Raw genomic sequence first — 20122 nt, 5'->3', positions numbered from 1 at the left:
TTTCTTGCATTGTGCGAGTCACGAATTATGTCATTCATTATAAAGCATTTAACACGATTTTTTCCTCGGCTTTTTCCTCTTTGATCATAATGGCTCCTGCCACTCCCATCAAAGAAAACAGAACAGGAATGATAAATCCATAATGATATCCAATATTGATAGAATCTTGAGGAAAAAAATCTAGTACCTTTCCGAAAACAATCGGCAACAAAACAGCACTTATAAATCCACCCATATTGGAGAATCCTGTCACAACCCCAACCTCTTCAATAGGAAAGGATTTCCTCACCACTGCAAATGTCAATGCACTTGCACCATTTCCAAAACCTATGAGGAAAAACAAAATGACTACTAGTATAAATGAAGGGTTCACACCTGATAGAACCAATCCTCCCCAACTTAAAAAGGTAACGATGTGAACAAAGGTATAAACTTTTTTCATTGTCCCTAGTCTGCTTGTTATCCAGCTAATTAAAGGGCCGCCAAGAATAGCTCCAAAGAGACCATACATCATTAGCTGGCTCGCTTCTGAACGGGATAAATCTAGTACATGGATTCCATACGGTACTCCCCATGAACCGATAAATCCTACATACGCCCCAACTAGCCCAAAGTGACATAGAAATGTTGCCCAAGCTTGACGTGCGGCAATCGTTCGGCGAAGAATCACCCAAACACTTTCTCTATTTTTGGCACTTTTCTTTTTCATTTCGATATCATCTTTAAAGATTCTTTTAGGTTTCAATACAAGCACTGTATATAGAAAATAAGATAATAATACTAAAATGATACCTATCGTGAGAAAAGGTGCTCTCCAGCCTGCGAATGAAATCCACACAGAAAAGGGAACAGTAGCCATTAATGAGCCTAGGCTCGAAAAAAGCGAGATTACACCCAATAATTTTACAAATTCGTTGGCTTTAAACCACTGGCTCAAAATGATAACCAGATTGACAAAAATCATCGAATCTCCTACACCAACCAAAAACCGAGAGAAAATCAATACATATTCATTTGGCGAAAAATTGTAAATAATGCAGCCTATGCCAGTAAGAATGGTGCCCAAAATAAGAAATCGATTGGGACCATACCTATCTGATAATAAGCCGACCGGAATTTGAAATCCTGCATAAGCAAAAAATTGAAAACTGCTCATGAGACCTATGACAGCAGCTGAAACATGAAAATCCTTCATTAACTGATCCGTTATGAGTCCTGGAGCAGTTCTCTGGCTAATTATGATAAAATAAGCCAATAAGACGGTACTAAACACGACCCATCTATAGCTGCTTTCCTGTTTGTTCATTTTAAAAATCCTCTTCCATATGTATTTTGATGTTAATAACATTATAAACTAAAGAATATTTCACTAGTGAACATCTGCCTATACTTGAAGGTTATTTATTGATTGATAAATGAGGCTAATCGTGCCCTTGGGTCGTTAAAATAGGAAGATGAGGGAACAATGCTGTGAGAACCGTTCCCTTGAACTGACAAATATCAATAAAGAGGGAACGATACTGAGAGAATCGTTCCCTTAAACTGATAATAACCAATGATGAGGGAACGATGCAATTAGGTTTTGTTTTGATCCACAGTTATGACGATATTTCCCTTTTTGTGTCCTTGCTCGACATATCTATGAGCTTCAACAATCTCTTCGAACGCATAGTTTCTATCAATGACCACTTTTACACTGCCGTTTTCCACAAGTTCTTTAAGAAAGTTTAGTGCTTCTGCAGTTTCAGGTGAATTTCGACTCAAAATTAATTTCTTCCTGGTTGTCAATTGAGTCCATAGCATTCTAGCACTTGGCAGAGGTTCAGTGACATTTATATAGGTACCGTCCCTTTTCAACAGTTTCATACAATCTGTAAAAGAACTCTTGTTTACGGCTTCAAAGATGACATCATACGTTTCACCGTTACTAGAAAAATCTTCTGTCGTGTAATCTATTACCTTATCAGCGCCCAGTGATTTTACCAATTCTACATTCGACGTACTGCAAACCCCTGTAACTTCTGCTTCAAAATACTTGGCAAGCTGTATGGCATTACTTCCTACACTGCCTGAAGCACCATAGACCAGCACCTTTTGACCTTTCTGAATGTTAGCTTTTCTAAGAAAAAATAAAGCTGTGCGGGCTCCAATTGGAATGGCCGCAGCTTCCTCATACGTGATATTGGAGGGTTTAATACTTACAGGACCATCTTCCGGCAGACACTTATACTCAGCATACGCACCAAACCCCGCTAGAGATGCTGCAAAAACCTCATCACCTTCCTTAAATCTTTTGACATTCTTCCCAACTGACTCGACTACTCCAGCTAACTCCATCCCCAATATCTCTTTTTTCGGTTGTTTGAACCCAAGTGATATTCGTGCCGGCAGCCAGAAAGCGGGAGGAACGGTAAAGCTCCGTGACCTAATATCTGCTACAGTTACAGTTGTCGCTTTTACTTTTACCAATATTTCATTTTCTTTGGGAATAGGTTTTTCTATCTCTTTCAGTTGAAGAACGTCTGGGGGACCATACTTTGTATAAACAATGGCTTTCATTCATCATCCTCCTACTCGGTATAGATTATTAATATCAGTATCTACTATTTATTAGAACAACAGTTTGACAAGATTTGATAAAGAAATAAAAAAGCAGACAGTTTACAAGTTGTGAATAAAACTTGCAAACTGTCTGCTTTTTGATTAAAACGCTTATTATTTTTTGCATCTAATGAACTAACTGTAAACCAGTTCTTTTTCTGTTAGGCCGAGCGACTGCTCAGTCGATGAATGAATTTCGCGTAGTAACGCTGGATTTTTCATTAGTGATACGCCATAAGAAGGAATCATTTCTTTGATTTTCGTTTCCCACTCACTGATATGCTGCGGGAAGCATTTTTTTAGTATTTCAAGCATTACCTGCACGGCAGTAGAAGCACCCGGAGAAGCTCCTAGTAATGCTGCAATCGATCCATCGGAAGCAGTTATGACTTCAGTACCAAACTGAAGAGTTCCTTTGCCTGCTTCAGTATCTTTAATAACCTGTACACGCTGGCCCGCTACTACTAAATCCCAATCCTCACTATTAGCGCTTGGAATAAATTCACGTAACTCTTCCATGCGCTGTTCTTTTGATAACATCACTTGCTGGATCAGGTATTTGGTCAAAGGCATTTCTTTTGCACCTGCAGCTAGCATCGTTAAAACATTATTCGGCTTTACGGAGGTTACTAAATCGAGCATAGAACCTTTTTTCAAGAATTTTGGCGAGAAGCCGGCAAATGGTCCAAATAACAAAGATTTCTGATTGTCGATAAATCTTGTGTCTAGATGAGGCACAGACATTGGCGGAGCGCCGACCTTTGCTTTTCCGTATACTTTTGCATGATGCTGCTCTACAACATCAGGATTATTACATACCATAAATATTCCGCTTACAGGGAAACCGCCAATATTTTTCCCTTCAGGAATACCGGATTTTTGCAGTAAATGCAGGCTTCCTCCTCCGCCTCCGATAAAGACGAATTTTGCAGTATGGCGTTTGACAGTACCGCTAAACTGATTTTGTACTTTCAGTTCCCATAAGCCATCGCTAGTGCGTTTGATATCATTAACACTATGATTATAATTTACATCTACATTTTTACTCTCTAAATGGTTAAACAACATGCGCGTTAACGCCCCAAAGTTAACATCCGTTCCAGAGTCAATTTTTGTTGCCGCAATAGGTTCATTCCATGCACGGCCTTCCATAATTAGCGGAATCCAGTCCATCAGTTTTTCCGGATCTTCAGAAAACTCCATCCCTTGGAAAAGTGGATTTTTTGTGAGCGCTTCAAAACGTTTCTTTAAAAAACTCACATTTTGTTCCCCTAGTACCAAACTCATATGAGGCAATTGTCTGATAAATTCCTGCGGATTATCTATCAGGCCACTGTTTACAAGGTAAGACCAAAACTGCATGGAAACCTGGAACTGTTCATTAATACGTATCGCTTTACTAATATCTACAGATCCATCAGGTTTTTCGGTGGTGTAGTTAAGCTCGCACAGTGCCGCATGCCCCGTACCCGCATTATTCCATTCGTTAGAGCTTTCCTCTCCCGCGTTTTCAAGTTTCTCAAACACTTTTATATCCCAATCTGGTACTAATTCTTTTAAGATCGTCCCTAAAGTGGCACTCATGATTCCGGCGCCAATTAATATGACGTCTGTTTTAGTTTCCCCGTTGCTCATTTTTATCAACCTTTTCACTAAAATTTGCAGAAAAAATATAAGCGTCACACCAAGGTAGGAGCGACCGAGTCACACACCTTTTCTGTCTCTATTACTACCATATACATTTTTTATATATTAATTATATACTATTATATGATAATTATAAATTATTTAAAAGATTTTAAAAAGGAAGAAATCCTCAACACGTTCTAGGTACACGTAAAAACCAAAGCCTTAACCCAGCTTTTGCAATGGTTAAGGCTTTGGTCTCCCTATTATTTCTGCTGTTTTTTACCACTTTCGAGGATTTCCTCTTCTTCATCGATGATGGAAGTGGCTGTTCGTCTGAATTCGGATAATGTTTTTCCAAACGCTGACCCAATTTCAGGAAGCTTTTTAGGTCCAAAGATGATTAAAGCGATGATCAAGATGATAATTAACCCTGGGATGCCTATATTCGATAGCATATTTTCCTCCTTATAGCCTTTATGCTAAAATCCCACCTTTTTGCTTATAGGATAGAATCCCTTCAGCCGCTCGATAAGATAATGCCCCAACTGTGCCGGTAGGATTATAGCCGCTATTATGCGCGAACGCAGTAGCTCCAACAACAAAGACATTCTCAGCATCCCACATTTGCAAATAATTATTTACGGCAGATGTGGCTGGGTCTGCTCCCATAATGATACCGCCTGTGTTATGGGTCGATTGATAGGTGGTAATATCATAAGGACCCAGTTCGTCCAAAGTATCAATATGGTCTGCACCCATTTCTTTCATGATTTCTACACAACGTTCAGATAAAAACTTGGCTAACTGGCGATCTTGCTCTTCAAAATCATAGGTGATCCGAACTAACGGATCGCCAAATTCATCCTTGTATGTAGGATCAAGGTCAAGAAAATGATGCTTAAATGGCATGCTTGCGCCTTGTCCGCCAACGGATAGAACCCGATTGGCATATTTGACCGAATTTGTTTTAAACTCTTTACCCCATGTCGGAGTACCTCGTGGAACCTTATTATTTGAAATCGGACGAAAACCGGTTTGAGAAATGGCAATTGAGCCTCCATGAATAAAATTAAGATTGGAGTGATCAAAGTTATCACCATTATAATCATCCACCGTCATGCCAAGTGCACCTGCGCCAGCAAAAGTATTAAATTCTTCCTTTTCAAAGAAGCCAGTCGCATTTCCTTTTTGAACTTGATAGGCGTAATTTTTCCCGATCACCCCTGCCCCTGTTGTTGGGTCATATGGGCGGCCAATACCCGATTGTAACAATAACCGAACATTATTAAAAACATAACTTGTTAACACAACAATATCGGCGGGTTGTTCAATCTCTTCTCCCGTTGTCGTATCCACATACATGACTCCGGTTGCTTTGTTCCCAGTTTTCAACACGCGTCTCACATTGGAGTGCGTGCGAATTTCAAATTTCCCTGTCTTTTTGGCAACTGGAATAACGGTCACAACAGGATCCGCTTTTGCTCCATATTCACAGCCAAATCTTTCACAATAGGCACAATATTGACAGGCTGCACGCGCTACCCCATCCGGATTTGTATAAGCTTCGGAAAGATTTCCGGAAGGCCGATTATAGGGATGGAGTTTTAAGTTGGTTGCTGCCTTTCTAAATTTCTCAAGTGCTGGTGTTGTTTTCATCGGCGGTGTTGGATACGGACTGGACCTTTTTCCGGCAAGAGGGTTTTCTTCCCCTGAAATCCCCGCCATTTTTTCAAATTTATCAAAATAAGGCTCCATTTCATCATAGGTAATGCCCCAATCTTGAATGGTCATATCCTTAGGAATCTTTTTTTCACCATATCGTTCTATGGTTTTGCTGCGAATTTCAAAATCGTAAGGAAAGAAGCGGTATGTTTGCCCGTTCCAATGAACGCCCGCACCCCCTAGGCCATCACCCAATATAAAGGAACCATATTGCCGCATTGGCAGAGCCCTGAGTTTTTCATTTCCTCTGAACGTAATCGTCTCCTTCGAAAGATTCTGCATCAGGTCGTACCTTAAGGCATAACGAAGTTCATCGTGTACCATAAAATAATCCTCAGTTTTTCGTTCTTTCCCTCTTTCCAATCCGACACAATTCAAGCCTTGTTTCGTCAGTTCGGCCGCGATAATCCCGCCAGCCCATCCAACGCCAACGATAACAACATCAACTTTTGGTAATTTCTTTGCCACTTCATTCACCTCATTCATATTCGATTTCGTACAATATCCCTATGTACTATTAATGTCCTAGGTGGTCCTTTAAACTTTTTGGAGGTATCACCTTAAATTCTTTATCAATGATTTCATAGTAGGTCATTTGACTGCCTGGATAATTCCGCATTTTCCAGCCATCCATGTTTCGATTTCCGCTGTACAATGGATCACTATAGGCACCCTCTAACGTACTGCTCCTCAGCATATTAAAAAAGCCGCTTGGAGAAATCGTGGTAAGGGTAACCTTGTCCTCTGCAAAATCGGTTAAAACATCGTCTTGCTCTTCTTCACTTAGTTCTACAAAATTCTTTTTATACTTGGTTAGACTGTGATTTTGCAATTCTCGTAAACCAATATCGAATAATTCACGTCGTCTAAGCCGACCTTGATAACCTTGGACTTTCTCACCTTTGAAGAAGGGCGGCTGCATGTATTCCCTTGCATTGAAGCCCCAGTCACCGCTCAATTGATGATCGATAAAGTAGGTAACACCTAAATCTTTCGCTCCTGGACCATTATCATCGGAAGGAAAAATACGCTCCGTTGCGGCTTCTACCATTCTGAATTGCTCTTGAGTAAAATACATCAATGCCTGAGTATAGTTTTCAGCCACCCGCGGGTTTTTAACATCTAGATTATTCGTTGTTTTGTCTTTAAATGGAAGTAAACTGCCTAATGCACCGCCTACAGCCAATCCGCCAACCGCAATACCAGAACTCTTGAGGAATTTTCGGCGTGATAGCGATTCTTTCTTTTCCTGTTGGTTGGAGTTTTCTGCCATAAAATCCACCTCCTACATTTTAAGGATAGATTACCCCAAAAAAATCCATTCATACATAAAAGTATGTTGGGCATAATAACGTAAAATCTATTATTTAGAGGTGGAAAATAATGAAAAAAATTTGGAAAAATGCGGCCTTTGTTTGTGCAGTCTTATTCCTTACTGCATGCTCAGGTCAACAGAATATGATGGATGAATCCGTTAAGGCAGAAGAAGGTCAGCATGAAACGCATAGTGCTCATCAAACAAGCGTCTATGATAAAAGTGTTTCAACCAGAAATATGAATGATGGCTTAATTATTCCTAGTGAAAACGGGGAAAAAAGACAGACAACGGATGAACATGGGGGAACCTCTCATGGGGCGGGAACAGATGTATACAGCATGATTGGAAGTTCAGGTTTGAATGATGGCGGGATTTCTTCTCATCTTGAATCAAGATTGGGCGGTGAAGGGATAACTGGTATTAAAGTGTTTGTTTTAGATGACACGGTCATTCTTGCACGAGCAACCCCAGAGGTGACTTCCAATCAATATGATTCTATGCAGGAGCATGTCCTTAATGGTGTCGATGGAATGTCTAGAAAAGACCAAAACAAAAAAGATGCTGCTAATATGAACAATACAGCTGCTCAAGATGTGGATGATAACCTAGAGAAGGCAAAAAGTTATATGACCAAGGTCTTCAATGGTAATGTCCAAACACTAACAGTAACAAATCCGCAAGCAGTTGTGCTAATTGAAAAGATTAAAAACAATTTAAAAGCGGATTCCGTTCCTTATGATGCTGTTTCACAAGATATTATTACCCTCGTAAAAATGACGAGGGAAAAATAAGAGGTTGGGAATAGTGCTAAAATGACTGCGTTTTTCTAAGATTGTATTATTAATAGGCTGTGTTATTATTCAGTGTTGATTTTCGAGTAGGGTTGATCATTCATAGGCGGAGAATTTCCGGCTATTGTAGATAAAGGAACCTTAACAAGCAGATATAAGCGGAAATATTCCGGTTAACTGCTTTAAATTAGACAAAATCCAATGATCTAGATACCATAAGCGGAAAAACTCCGCTTATTATGAAGGAAATAGTGGGATTTCACAATTTAACCGGAAATTCTCCGCTTATTTTCCAAACCAGTCAAATCAAACATTCAGCTTTAACACAGCCTTAAATAAAAACGAGTGTTTCACGGTTTTCTTGACTCCGATGAAACACTCGTTTTTTATAGCTAGTGTAAATATTGTTTTTCCACACAACAAACCAGTTAACTAGGACAGTCAATGTTTTGCCGACCCCAGCAGTTTGATTGTGTACTTATTCATTTGCTCCAGTCCATTTCGTAATAATCTCCTTAACCTTTATAGATGATGTGGTAAGGTGATTTTGTCTTGCATCTAACCAGTTTGCTAATTCTTCCTGTTCCTGTATTCGAACTTTAATTGTTTTTTCCATCCTGCTTGGACTTGGTCCACCTTGTAGATCTCGGATTTGAACAAAGTATTCAGGACTTAAGCATTGTTTTAATTCTTTTTCAGTTAAAACAGATTCCTTTCCTACAATCTTTGTTGATTGCTCGTTCAAAAGTTCCAATGTTAATGATTCTAAAGAAGTTTTTCCATTTTTTGTTAATTCCTTTACCGTTGAACTTACAACATGGTGTGCCTGACGGAATGAAAGTCCATCTTGTCGGACAATGGTATCAGCCAATTCAGTCACGTTCGCAAAGCTTTCTTTTGCTCTTTTTAAAAGTGTCTCTTTATTAACCTCCATAGTAAGTAAAACAGACGTTAATAAATCATAAATGCCGCCGAGTCTTTCAATTGCCTTCCAGATATACGGCTGCATATCATCTTCTGTGTCAACAATATCTCCAAATGGTGTATTATGCACCATAAGTAAGACTGTTTGACAATCCCCTGCTACACTAGATAAAAGTGCTCTCATATGCTCGATTGAAACAGGGTTTCTTTTTTGCGGCATAATGGAACTAATTTGTACATATGGTGCGGATAGAAGAAATGCACCATACTCCTGTGTCCCCCATAATAAGAAATCTTGCATGGATCTTCCTAAATTTAGTGCGGACAATTGAACAGCAGTCGCTGTCTCGGCTATATAATCCGCACCTGCAACGGCATCCCAGGCGTTATCAATCATGTCATCGAAGCCAAGGAGTTCTTTCATACGTTCCCGATTAATCGGAAACCCCGAAGTTGTTAAGGCTGCTGCTCCCATACTGCTGCGATTCACCGTTTTATAGGCTGCTTGAAGTCGATAGATATCACGTGTAAGCATATCGGTCATCGCATTTAAATAATGACTCAATGTAGTGGGCTGCGCCTGTTGGGTATGTGTATATCCGATCATCACCGTTTCTTTATGCTCGTCGGTCAATTCGATAAGTCCTTCGCGAAGTGTTAACGCCTTTTCTACCAATAGTAAAAGTTTCTTCCTTAGTATCATTCGGTAAATGGCAATCCCCATATCATTTCGGCTTCTTGCTATATGAAGGTTACCAGCAATATCGCCTGCATCTTCGATTAAAGAATGCTCCACTTCAAAAAATAAATCCTCAAACTCACCGGTATAGCTTCTTCTTTTGACATCTTCTATATCTAAATTAGAGATTGCTTTCGCAATTTTTTCTGCTTCTTCTTTTCCAACAAGCCCTTGCTCGACAAGCATGATTAAATGGGCATAATGAATTTCCACCATTGAGTCTATAAATTGTTGCTTTGCCTCATCATAGGCAGGTTCAAGTACCAAGGATTTATAGGATTTAGAAGGAAAAGTTGTACCTTCTTTTTTTAAGACTTGCTCACGAAGTGAGATTTTCACATTGGTCCATCCCCTCTGTTCATCAATATTTATAATTTAAAATATGAAAAAAATTTACATTTTGTGTTTTTGCCTAGGATAGAGGAAAATAGCGAGAAATTTTCATAGACCTTGTAAATAAAGAAAATGACGTGCGCAATGCACGTCATTTTCTTTATTCCTATCAATTGGATAAAGGTGGATAATTTGATGCTAAGTATATAGAAAAATAACTTTATTTCATTTTTTCAAGGGGGATTGGAAACATCTTTAACAAAAATAAAATCCAAATAACAGATAATACCCACGCTAATAGAGGTTTTTTATGATGTATGAACAACATTGGAAACATGACGATATTAAATATTACGGACCATGTCATACTCCAGCCATTATGATGTCTTATTAAGTATAAATAATGAAGATTTATGTATTCCAATATGGAATAAAGAAACACCCAGAATGAAACCCACAATCCTTGCTTCCATCTTACATTTGGAAAACGGCCTAGAAAAAGAAATATCGTTGATGGATACCCAATAAAAATAATCATTAGGTTAATGATGGTATGATTTCGTAGGATATTTTCCAAAAACATGGTTTCTTTATATGTCCACATCCAGTGATTATAAAAGATAAAATTTTTCAAAAGGTCCCCAATCATTAAAAATAAAATGGTTGGATAATAATCACTCCAATTTCTCCAATCACCCCATTTTATTGCTGCAAGAAGGAAAAGTGCGACATATAGTAAGAGCATTCTTTACACTCCATTTTTTATCTATAGTTTCCCCCATTTTGCCAGCAAATTACACTTATTTTAAATTTTAGCTTGACTCTTTTTAGAGTAAAAATGCTTTCTCTTTATACAATTTCCATGTTCTCAAATATTTCTTTCTTATATTCACGGCTTAAGAAATGTGCATTTTTATGGAGTGGATTTTTTTTACCACCTTTTAGTATTCCTACAAAACGTAAGTCTGCCTTCCCCTCCAAATTTTCTAGTAAGTCCTTTATTTCTTTCATATAAGGCTTTACAACTGGTTCAAAAACTGACTTTTCTAAATCAATATGTATTCCCTTCGCAAATGGCTCTTGGTCGGTAATAATAGAGGCCTTCTTAATGTTTTTTCTTTTAATCATCCGTAAGGCATCTAGCAGTGCTAGGTATTCACAAATAGTAGTTTTAGTCGTCTTGATATTTCTAACATTTGAGTAACCAGTTACAATTGTTCCAGTTACAATTGTTCCATTTTCAACTAGTACCATTCCAGTCCCCACAGTATTATTCTCAAAATTATAGGAACCATCCACGATAAAAATGGGATTAGTAGTTTTTAGATTTTGGAGAAATTCTTTATTTATCGACGTTATTAAATTTCCATTGATTCTCGGTTGCGGCTTAGCAACTGCATTTTTTTTCTTATGTGAATTTATTCTTACAATGTTACCATTGAGATTGTTAGAAACAAGATCACCTTTACGAAAGTAATTCAATATATCTTGGATATGGAAAAAGTCCTTATCTCCTACTGTGACATACGGCATTCCTTTTTTACAAAGGGATCTTAAGTTAACGTAGGAGATACGCAATGTCGCTAATGCTATCTCTCCAGGCACGTATTCTTTAATCGTTCTTCCCTGTTTATCACGGAATTCCCTTTCCAAACGTTCTTGTGAGGGTTTGTAGGTCTCTAACCATTTCAATACTTCTGTTTCTAGAAAACGATATTCTTGACCGATCAAATAGTGTGGCATGCCTTCCTTCAGGTATTCAGCCATTTGAGCTTTCGTAACTTTCAAAGATTTAATCATTTCATCCCTTAACAGTAAAACCGGTGTGGATGTGGAATTCTGTTTTTGTTTCGTAGTGACTATGATACTCACCCTCTATGTTTTTATGGTTTATTATTTCATCTAGATTTATTGGAATATAATAAAATTCGACAAATACTATTATTTCCCCTTCACTGTAGTCAAAACTATATTTACCTTTGGATAAACAAAATTAGGCTACCTTTTCAAAGTGTTCTGATAAGGTAGCCTAATGAGTTATGTATCATATCTTCAGTCTAACTGTTTATCGTTTTTGACAAAAGATCGATTGCCAGCCTTCTTGTTCGTTCTCTTCAAAATAAAGAACCTTCCAATCTCCAAATTCTGCTAACAACTCATTTGACTTTAGTTTATATTGATTGGAAACTCCTTGTTCCTCTGTGTAAGGTGATTGATAGTAGGTTTCCATAAAGAAATATCCGCCATCTTTTAAAACGTTCTTTACAATTGGAAACAATGAGCGATCTAGGTAATAGGACATTACAATAAAGTCAAAGGGGTTATTCGGCCAATTTAACGTATCCAAATCTGTTAGATCCGTTACTCGAGGCTGCACACTTAGATTATCTTTGGCTGCCTGTTCTTGGACATAGTTAATCGCAACGTCTGAAATATCAATTGCTTCGACTTGATTGTTCATTCCTGCAAGAAACAAACTGTTTCCACCAAGACCACAAGCGATATCCAAGGCCGTTCCTCCTTCCTTAAAATAAGAAGCCAGCTTCTTTAATCGTGGGTTTGGTTGAGGTTCCTTTAGCTGAGTTAATCGATCCATATGTTTCAAATTCCATTTGTCTTTTGTGTTCATGTCACAACCTCCTAAGTTTATTCCGAGATGACTCTCTTCCTATTTTACTAGATTTTAACATATTTCTACGTACAAAGAAGAAATAGTTTGATAATTCTTTTATATTAATGAATACTTATTCACTTTGTGTTAAAATTTGACAAAGGGATGGTATGAGGAGGTTTAAATTTATGTTATTAAAGAAGACTTTTAACCACAAGACGATACAGGGTGTTCAAGCAGCAAACGGGACGGTCGCATTTCAAGGGGTAAAATTAAATGTTCATTGTTTTGTCGTAGATGGGGTTCTCATTGATACGGGTTCCGCATCATTGGAAAAGGAGTTTAAACCGTTTTTTAAGCAACAAGATATCGACCAAGTGGTTATCACGCATTTTCATGAAGATCATACAGGGTGTGCAGCTTTTTTACAAAAAGAGTTGCAGCTGCCTATTTATATGAATGATATTAAGCTGGATTATTGTAAACAGAAGCCCGATTATCCATTGTATCGAAAGGTTTTCTGGGGAAAGCGCAGACCTTTTCAGGCTATAGGCATTGGCAAAACCTTTTCATCCCGCAATGCAGTTTGGGACGTGATAGATACACCTGGTCATGCTATTGATCATTTAGCCTTTTTAAATCGTGAAACGGGCCAACTATTTACTGGGGATTTGTATGTCCAGGAAAAGACAAAGGTTATTTTACAAGAAGAAAGCATTCCAACCATCATTGGTTCCTTACAGAGAGTAATAACCTATGATTTTGGGGAGGTATTTTGCTGCCATGCCGGCTATTTAAAGGATGGGCGTGCTGCTTTACAGAGAAAGCTCGATTATTTGTTAGATCTCCAGGGGAAAATTATCAAGCTCTATGAAGATGGCATGTCTCCAAGTCAGATTAGCCAAACCCTTTTTCCAAAAAAATATCCCATCATCTTTCTTTCTAGAGGGGAATGGGAATCTATGCACATTATAAATTCGATCATTCAAGACCATCATTTAAAAATCAAAGATTAATAGGCTTATAAATTTTAGAAAAAATTAGGACCATGATTGATATAAACGGCCAAATGATCTTCTTCTTTAAAAGGGACTTCAGCCATTACAAAGATTTCGAAAAAGAATGTAGAAAAGGGGATAAAAATCATTATAAAAATTGTACCAATGATAATATTTTTCTCACTGAAAGACTCCTTATAATCATGCTTCTTCCTCATACTATTCTATTAGACTTGACAAAATAATCCACTAAAAAACCAGGAACATCCTTTATTAGATAGTTCCTGGCTCTGGTTTCCTTTTAACATCCAAGTTAACATAATATTATTATGTGAAAAAGTTAGGGTACTTCTTGTATAATAACCCTTCGAAAGATGTATTAAGCTCTTGTTTCCGTTAGAGGTTTTACTCTTCTAACTATACTAACACCTTACATATTTGCGTTTGAAACCAAGCTTCCCTCTATCTAGTTCCTTTTGAATATTTTCGGAAGCTAGCAGGATGCTTGGTTTTTTCTTACCCCGGTTCATCTCAACTGGACCTACTGCCTTTGCGGTTTCAATTGCCTTTTCATGGAGCGGCAGATAGGAAATTGCTACTGTGTAAGTGAAATTATTCATAGCAGATTTCGTTCGATCAGGAGAATCGTGAATCGTTTTTTCCACCTGGTCAAGCATACTGGAAAGCTTGCTTGCGCTAAATTCACTATCCGGACGATTACCCAAAAGCCAGCAGTAACAGCTCCAGCCTGCCGACATTCTAAGTTCTTCTCCGCTTGCGATCCATTTATCGGCAACAACTTGTGCAATATCAGCTTCTGCCAAAGTGACTGCGACCACATAATCTGACAGCATATAAAAATACGCGCCATCGATCCAACGATCAAAATCAGCTTCCGTCATTGCTATTGGGTCAGCAATGATGCCGGCAAAATTCATGGCATCGTAGTTCCCAGTGGCGTATAGCTGCTCGGCCAATGGCTGATTAATCTTAATTTTTTTTGCAATCGGCTTCATTTTGCCTGTTGCTGCACCAAAAAGCGGTTCCTGTGCACCATTGCCTATGTACATCTTTTTCAATCTTTCATTGCTGAGAGCTTCCAGTTCCTGCATTACCGTTTCAAAATCCATCGTGTGCACTACCTCCTTTTCATCATCTATTTGATAAAAAGCATCTTAGTTAACATAATATTATTATGTATCATGTGCTTTATTTTTATAAACACTACGTTAAGCTATAATTTAGCCTGAACAGACTGTAACTTTCGCTCCATTGTATTTTCTTTGTCGCGCCGATCATCAATTCGAACATTCGTACATACTCTTTGTAAACCTTTCTGAAACGGTACCTCATGCAGTTCTTGAACAATCTCAAGCAATAATTTTAAATCACCTTCAATTAGCGTACTCATTGGGGTTAACTGATACTTCACTCTTCCTTCATACTGTTGTAGAACTTTTTGTATTTCAGCTACATACTCACTGACACTTGGTGTGCCTGTCCCAACCGGAATTACTGTAATATCAACAATCGCCATTCTTCTACCTCCTGATTTCTTCATACTTCATTAGGATATCATGAAATTAGGCGGGGGAAAAATCTAAATTTTGCTGACTGCGATAAGGATAACCTTGGTGCAGATGAAATTGATTTAGCAGATACATACTGTCAGGCTGACCCAAAAATGGTTTATAAAAGATTTTCAAGATTACTAGACTTATATCCTGTTACTACCTTTGTTGGTCATTTCCTTGATACCCAAAAGATAGCCTTGGCTAATGTGAAAGCAGCCATGGAAGCGGGAGTCACAAAGTTTGATAGCTCAGTAGGTGGTCTTGGTTGGATATCAATATTCAGCTTCAGCCACTTGGAATGTTTCAACAGAAGAATTTATAAAGATGCTTTTGCTTATGGGGTGTCAAACGGGAATAGATAAAAAAAGCCAGGAACCCATTTCGGATTTTCCTGGCTTTACATTATAATTTTAAGACAATTCTATCGGTTTTTTCAAAGCATTCACCGTTATTTTTCGAACATACTTCATCGTTTCCTCTACTGCCTCTTCAGGCTTATAGTCTCGGCGATTGTTTAAAAATGTCGTTAACATTCCCCGCCAAATAAGGATAGTCATATTACTAATTTCATCAATCTCATATTGGTCTAGATATCCTTCTTCTACGGCCTTTTGTAAAACAACTTTACTCCTTTTAGTAAGACTATATTCAAAAATTAATGGTTTAATTTCGTCAGAAAGTCCGGTTAGATCATTTTGATATACTTCAAAGTAATGGCTCAATAGCTCTTCAGGTTTTGCTCCTAAGTCTGAATTGAAGATGGCATGATAAATTTGAGGATTATTAAATGAATGCTTACAAAAACATTCCCAGCTTAATAAATATTTTTCTATACTATTCTCACTTTTAGACATATAATAAGAAAATTCCTTTATATAGGGATTCATAAATCTCATTGAAGCAAAGAAAATCAGATGGGAAAGTTCTTCAAAATAGTTATAGATTGTTGAACTTGTGTACCCCGCAATGTCAGCTATCTTTCGTATCGTGACATTCTCTATACCTTCCTCTTCAATAATTTGAGCGGTTGCATCAACAAAATATTTCCACATCCGCTTCATTTGTATCTCTTTACGTCCCATAGCCTAACACCTCAAAATTACTCATATTTAGGAGAACTTCCCTGTTGCGCACAAACCCTTTACATATGCTAAAATAATCTTTAAATAATATCTACTTCCCTTTAACCCTACAATATTTTAAATATTTAGTCAATCTTAAGAAAGCTTTGGTCGTTAAAATAGATAATTTCAGATAGAAACTTACAACCTTGTATGTTATTAAATATATTCCTTGCCTCATCTTCCTTGTCAAATTCAAACATGGTAATGTTGGAATTTGAATATACCGTCACTACCCACATAATAACTCCTCCATTTATACATACGTGGTTTTTTTCAAAGAAAAATAGTAGCGTATAACTAGGTCAAAGTTCCATTGATTAGGTTAAAGCATAAGGATAGCATCTGATGGTTTAATCCGGCGATAGGTTTCCGTTACTCGACCATTGGAAACTAAGGCTTTACGTTCCATCACCAGCTGCTTAAGTACATCTACAGTTAACTCTTCAGATATCTTAAGGGTGGATTGGACATACCCTTCTACATCAGAGCAACTTTCGATACTTAGATCTCCGTTATCAACTCTTCCACCTGCAGAGTATACTAAAGTACTGACGATCCGAGATTCAGCACTACTGATGGTTTCACGTAAGTAAGACTTATTAGAAGGCAGGGTATCTTCAACTAGGAGCCGGGTTATTCCACGATCATTAATTGCTTCCAAAATAAGTTCCGGGTCGTCCTCTAAAATCACTTCCTTATGGGTCGGCCAAATGTCCAACCAATAATAATTTAGATGTCGCTTTCCTACATAAAAAATGAAGAAGTCCGGGTAGATTCGTAGTTTATCAGGCTCGTTCCCTAACAAAGGACGGTAAAAATCGTAAAACCTTGTAATAGCTGCCATAAGGAGTCCGCTTGCACCAACCCCTCCACCAGGGCGCCTAACCACTATCCCTAAACGATCATTCTTATTAAAATGGGGGAAGATGTCCTCAAGGACACACGCTTGACCGTTAATTTTTATCGTAAAATCCAAAGAGTTGAGCACCTTTGTGGTGTGCAAACTTAGAGACCTCCCTTTTTGTCACTATGACTTCTAAAGGCTTGCTGCTAATTCGAGTCCCTCAAGAATGGCTTCCTCTACCGTTCTCGGTATTAGACTGTCGCCTATTCGATAGATATTAGGCACATGCTCTTTAAGCTGATGAAATAGATCATTTTCCTGTAAAAGACCGTATGCTAAAACAACCGTATCTACGTTTTCCTTTTTCAATTTTTGTCCTGTATAAATATTGGAGAAAATTACTGATTGTTCATCAACTTCGCTAAGCTTATATTGGGAGGTCATTTCAATCTCTTTTAAAAATAATTGAGTCATGGTAAACGTTCTTACTTTTTCCTGGATAGAATGACCTACTTGATAACAAGATGTAACCAGTTCCACTTCACATCCTAGATCTTTTAAATAAAGAGCAACGCCAACCCCTGTCATATCCCCTTTCCAATCTGCAACCACTACTTTTTTTCCTGGTTCCTTTTGTCGGGATAGGATGTCCCAAGCTGTTACCACATGTGGCAGGTCCATCCCTTTAGCATGCGGGACATATGGATTGGCGCCCGTAGCGATGATCACTTCATCCGGATTCAAAGCGAGAACCATTTCTTTCGTGACTTCTGTATTTAAACGAACTTCAACACGGAAGTAATCCAAATCACGTTTTAAATTTGAAATCAACTCTCCAAACTCTTCTCTTCCAGGAATTTTACGGGCCAGCTTCACTTGGCCTCCTAATTCATTGCTTTTTTCTAATAAAATTACTTTATGACCGCGCTCCGCAGAAATAGTTGCCGCCTTCATTCCAGCTGGACCACCGCCTACGATGATGACTTTTTTGATTTTATTCGCTCTCGGCATTTCGGCATACTGGAGCTCTCTACCCGTTACTGGGTTTTGCAAACAACTAATGGGAATGTCCTGTTGCATATGTCCGATACACGCCTGATTACAACCAATACATACCCGTATACGCTCTAACTCCCCGCGTAATGCCTTATTAGGCATGTGAGGGTCACAAATCATCGCCCGCGTCATCCCGACCATATCGGATTGACCGTTTGCTAGTACATTTTCTGCAATGACGGGATCATTAATTCGACCTGCTACAAAAATTGGTACTGAAACCTGCTTTCTAATCTTTGCCGCATGTGAGGCGAAATGTGCGGGAGGAACCGGTGCAGGAGGGACAATAAAAGCGGAACTAGCATAAGTTGCAGAGCTGCCGCCTGTTAAGTTGAAATAGTCAAGTCCACCAATTTTCTTATCAATATATTGTAATATCTCTTGTACTTCCCCGTATTTGGCGCCTTCATCCTCCAGGTCATCAACACTAAGACGTAAACCGACAACAAATTCTGTCCCTACCTTTTTACGAACCTCTTCCACAATTTCCTTTAAAAATCGCAAACGATTTTCGATCGATTGTCCGCCATATTCATCCTTTCTATAATTTAAGCGAGGTGACCAAAATTGACTAGGTAAATAACCATGTGATGCGACAATTTCTACACCATCCAACCCTCCTATTTTTACCCTTTCGGCGGTCTCGGCATAGCCTTTAATAATGTCTTTAATTTCCTCCCATTCAAGTTCTTTCGGAATTATACGGAAGCGGTCAGCAGGAATAGCTGAAGGAGCTACTGCAACCGAAGTTCCAGAAGGAAATACCTCTCTGCCTGGATGGAAGAGCTGAACAAACATTTTTGTACCATAAGCGTGGACTCCCTCAGCTAATTTCTTATAATATGGAATAACCTCGTCCTTAAACGCGCAAATCGTATCTGCGGTGAAAAATGCTGTCGGGTGAACAGCATTTGCTTCCACAATAATTAAACCTGCTCCGCCTTTGGCTCTCTCTTTATGGTAAGCAATTAAGCGGTCAGTAGGAATTCCATTTTCTACATAAGAAGTCATATGACCGGTACTTAATATCCGATTTTTTATCCAAAGTGAACCGATTTTTTTAGGAGTAAATAAATATTTAAATGTGGTCATTATATATTCTCCGCCCTTCCTTACTTTCCGCCACTTTCTACTAATGAATTTACTACCTCGGCAATATCCCTCGTAGCGATATTTGTACCACGTGTCTGGTTTAGGGATCCAATGGCTTCTTCCATCATGACGAGGCAAAAAGGGCAAGCAGTCATGGTTGCACATGCACCCGTATTGACTGCCTCTTCTCCTCTAATGGTGTTAATCTTCTCACCACGTTGGGCGGTTTCAAACATTGCTCCACCACCAGCACCACAGCAAAAGGATTTTTCTTTACTTCGTTCCATTTCGACGATTTCATATCCAAGCATTTCTAAAATGTCCCTCGGCGCATCAAAGATTCCATTTTGCCGACCCAAGTAACATGGGTCATGATACGTAACGATTTCCCGTTCTTGTTTTTCAGGTAATTTTAAACGCCCATCACGAATGAGGTTATAAATAAATGTTGTATAATGCGTAACCTCAAAATCGCCTCCCAGAGCAGGGTATTCATTTTTGAACATATTGAAGCAGTGTGGGCAAGTGGTGACAATAGATTTCACCTCATGCTCTTTGAGTGTTTTAATATTGTACTGTGCCAATTCTTGAAATAGGTTTTCATCACCCATTCGCCGGGCAACGTCCCCTGTACAACGTTCTTTCGTCCCTAAAATGGCGAAATCAACATTTGCTTTGTTCATAATATCTGAAAAGGCACGAGCGATTGCCTGAAGTCTTAAATCATAAGCTGCTGCACATCCTACCCAAAATAAAACCTCCATTA

20 protein-coding genes are annotated in these 20122 nt (G+C 38.5%); 3 read left to right on the top strand and 17 right to left on the bottom strand.

Annotated features, from left to right (window positions below; translation table 11 throughout):
• Window positions 1-37 precede the first annotated feature (37 nt).
• The 6 genes from ACY3XC_RS05360 to ACY3XC_RS05335 form a co-directional block, all read right to left on the bottom strand.
• Window positions 38-1306, bottom strand: a complete 1269-nt coding sequence (locus ACY3XC_RS05360; RefSeq protein WP_464867604.1) for an MFS transporter — start codon at window positions 1304-1306, stop codon at window positions 38-40.
• 269 nt (window positions 1307-1575) lie between these two features.
• Window positions 1576-2559, bottom strand: coding sequence for an NAD(P)-dependent alcohol dehydrogenase (locus tag ACY3XC_RS05355; RefSeq protein WP_464867603.1), 984 nt, complete (start codon window positions 2557-2559; stop codon window positions 1576-1578).
• Window positions 2560-2736: 177 nt separating this feature from the next.
• Entirely contained in the window at window positions 2737-4260 is a 1524-nt protein-coding gene (locus tag ACY3XC_RS05350) for a malate:quinone oxidoreductase (RefSeq protein ID WP_464868035.1), read from the bottom strand.
• Between the two features lie 233 nt (window positions 4261-4493).
• Complete coding sequence (gene tatA, locus ACY3XC_RS05345; protein ID WP_464867602.1) at window positions 4494-4685, bottom strand: twin-arginine translocase TatA/TatE family subunit; 192 nt, start codon at window positions 4683-4685, stop codon at window positions 4494-4496.
• A gap of 19 nt (window positions 4686-4704) precedes the next feature.
• A complete protein-coding gene (locus ACY3XC_RS05340) occupies window positions 4705-6420 on the bottom strand; it encodes a GMC family oxidoreductase (RefSeq protein ID WP_464867601.1) in 1716 nt (571 codons plus the stop codon).
• 49 nt (window positions 6421-6469) lie between these two features.
• Entirely contained in the window at window positions 6470-7225 is a 756-nt protein-coding gene (locus ACY3XC_RS05335) for a gluconate 2-dehydrogenase subunit 3 family protein (RefSeq protein WP_464867600.1), read from the bottom strand.
• A 110-nt stretch (window positions 7226-7335) separates the two neighbouring features.
• Here ACY3XC_RS05335 and ACY3XC_RS05330 point away from each other — a divergent pair, with 110 nt between their 5' ends.
• Window positions 7336-8061 carry a hypothetical protein gene (locus tag ACY3XC_RS05330; RefSeq protein ID WP_464867599.1) on the top strand — a complete coding sequence of 242 codons (726 nt, stop codon included), beginning with the start codon at window positions 7336-7338 and terminating at the stop codon, window positions 8059-8061.
• Window positions 8062-8539: 478 nt separating this feature from the next.
• On the opposite strand, the gene argH is transcribed toward ACY3XC_RS05330, so the two are convergent.
• The 4 genes from argH to ACY3XC_RS05310 form a co-directional block, all read right to left on the bottom strand.
• The gene (gene argH, locus ACY3XC_RS05325) at window positions 8540-10063 is read right to left on the bottom strand and encodes an argininosuccinate lyase (RefSeq protein ID WP_464867598.1); all 1524 of its coding nucleotides are present in this window, start codon (window positions 10061-10063) and stop codon (window positions 8540-8542) included.
• Window positions 10064-10277: 214 nt separating this feature from the next.
• Window positions 10278-10802: a CBO0543 family protein gene (locus tag ACY3XC_RS05320; protein ID WP_464867597.1), complete on the bottom strand. Its 525-nt coding sequence runs from the start codon at window positions 10800-10802 to the stop codon at window positions 10278-10280.
• Window positions 10803-10906: 104 nt separating this feature from the next.
• On the bottom strand, window positions 10907-11857 hold the full coding sequence (locus ACY3XC_RS05315; RefSeq protein WP_464867596.1) for a ribonuclease H family protein: 951 nt from the start codon (window positions 11855-11857) through the stop codon (window positions 10907-10909).
• A 265-nt stretch (window positions 11858-12122) separates the two neighbouring features.
• Window positions 12123-12686, bottom strand: a complete 564-nt coding sequence (locus ACY3XC_RS05310) for a class I SAM-dependent methyltransferase (RefSeq protein ID WP_464867595.1) — start codon at window positions 12684-12686, stop codon at window positions 12123-12125.
• A 170-nt stretch (window positions 12687-12856) separates the two neighbouring features.
• Here ACY3XC_RS05310 and ACY3XC_RS05305 point away from each other — a divergent pair, with 170 nt between their 5' ends.
• Window positions 12857-13684 (top strand): MBL fold metallo-hydrolase, encoded by an 828-nt coding sequence (locus ACY3XC_RS05305; protein ID WP_464867594.1) that lies wholly within the window; start codon window positions 12857-12859, stop codon window positions 13682-13684.
• Between the two features lie 404 nt (window positions 13685-14088).
• Here ACY3XC_RS05305 and ACY3XC_RS05300 read toward each other — a convergent pair whose 3' ends face one another.
• Together ACY3XC_RS05300 and ACY3XC_RS05295 are read right to left on the bottom strand one after the other, a co-directional pair.
• Window positions 14089-14796: a DNA alkylation repair protein gene (locus ACY3XC_RS05300; RefSeq protein WP_464868034.1), complete on the bottom strand. Its 708-nt coding sequence runs from the start codon at window positions 14794-14796 to the stop codon at window positions 14089-14091.
• 104 nt (window positions 14797-14900) lie between these two features.
• Complete coding sequence (locus ACY3XC_RS05295) at window positions 14901-15203, bottom strand: MTH1187 family thiamine-binding protein (protein ID WP_179159808.1); 303 nt, start codon at window positions 15201-15203, stop codon at window positions 14901-14903.
• Window positions 15204-15248: 45 nt separating this feature from the next.
• Here ACY3XC_RS05295 and ACY3XC_RS05290 point away from each other — a divergent pair, with 45 nt between their 5' ends.
• A complete protein-coding gene (locus ACY3XC_RS05290) occupies window positions 15249-15602 on the top strand; it encodes a hypothetical protein (RefSeq protein WP_464868033.1) in 354 nt (117 codons plus the stop codon).
• Between the two features lie 48 nt (window positions 15603-15650).
• On the opposite strand, the gene ACY3XC_RS05285 is transcribed toward ACY3XC_RS05290, so the two are convergent.
• From ACY3XC_RS05285 to ACY3XC_RS05265, 5 genes are all read right to left on the bottom strand, one after another.
• Window positions 15651-16322 carry a TetR/AcrR family transcriptional regulator gene (locus ACY3XC_RS05285; RefSeq protein ID WP_464867593.1) on the bottom strand — a complete coding sequence of 224 codons (672 nt, stop codon included), beginning with the start codon at window positions 16320-16322 and terminating at the stop codon, window positions 15651-15653.
• A gap of 125 nt (window positions 16323-16447) precedes the next feature.
• On the bottom strand, window positions 16448-16603 hold the full coding sequence (locus ACY3XC_RS05280; RefSeq protein WP_464867592.1) for a hypothetical protein: 156 nt from the start codon (window positions 16601-16603) through the stop codon (window positions 16448-16450).
• A gap of 83 nt (window positions 16604-16686) precedes the next feature.
• A complete protein-coding gene (locus ACY3XC_RS05275) occupies window positions 16687-17367 on the bottom strand; it encodes a hypothetical protein (RefSeq protein WP_464867591.1) in 681 nt (226 codons plus the stop codon).
• A 33-nt stretch (window positions 17368-17400) separates the two neighbouring features.
• Window positions 17401-19356, bottom strand: coding sequence for an oxidoreductase (locus ACY3XC_RS05270; RefSeq protein WP_464867590.1), 1956 nt, complete (start codon window positions 19354-19356; stop codon window positions 17401-17403).
• A gap of 20 nt (window positions 19357-19376) precedes the next feature.
• A complete protein-coding gene (locus ACY3XC_RS05265; RefSeq protein ID WP_464867589.1) occupies window positions 19377-20120 on the bottom strand; it encodes a (Fe-S)-binding protein in 744 nt (247 codons plus the stop codon).
• Window positions 20121-20122 lie beyond the last annotated feature (2 nt).

The organism is Bacillus sp. CZDM1 (genome assembly GCF_055502545.1).
The sequence above is the reverse complement of the archived record's forward strand: the minus strand, read 5'-3'. Positions and strand labels throughout refer to the sequence as shown.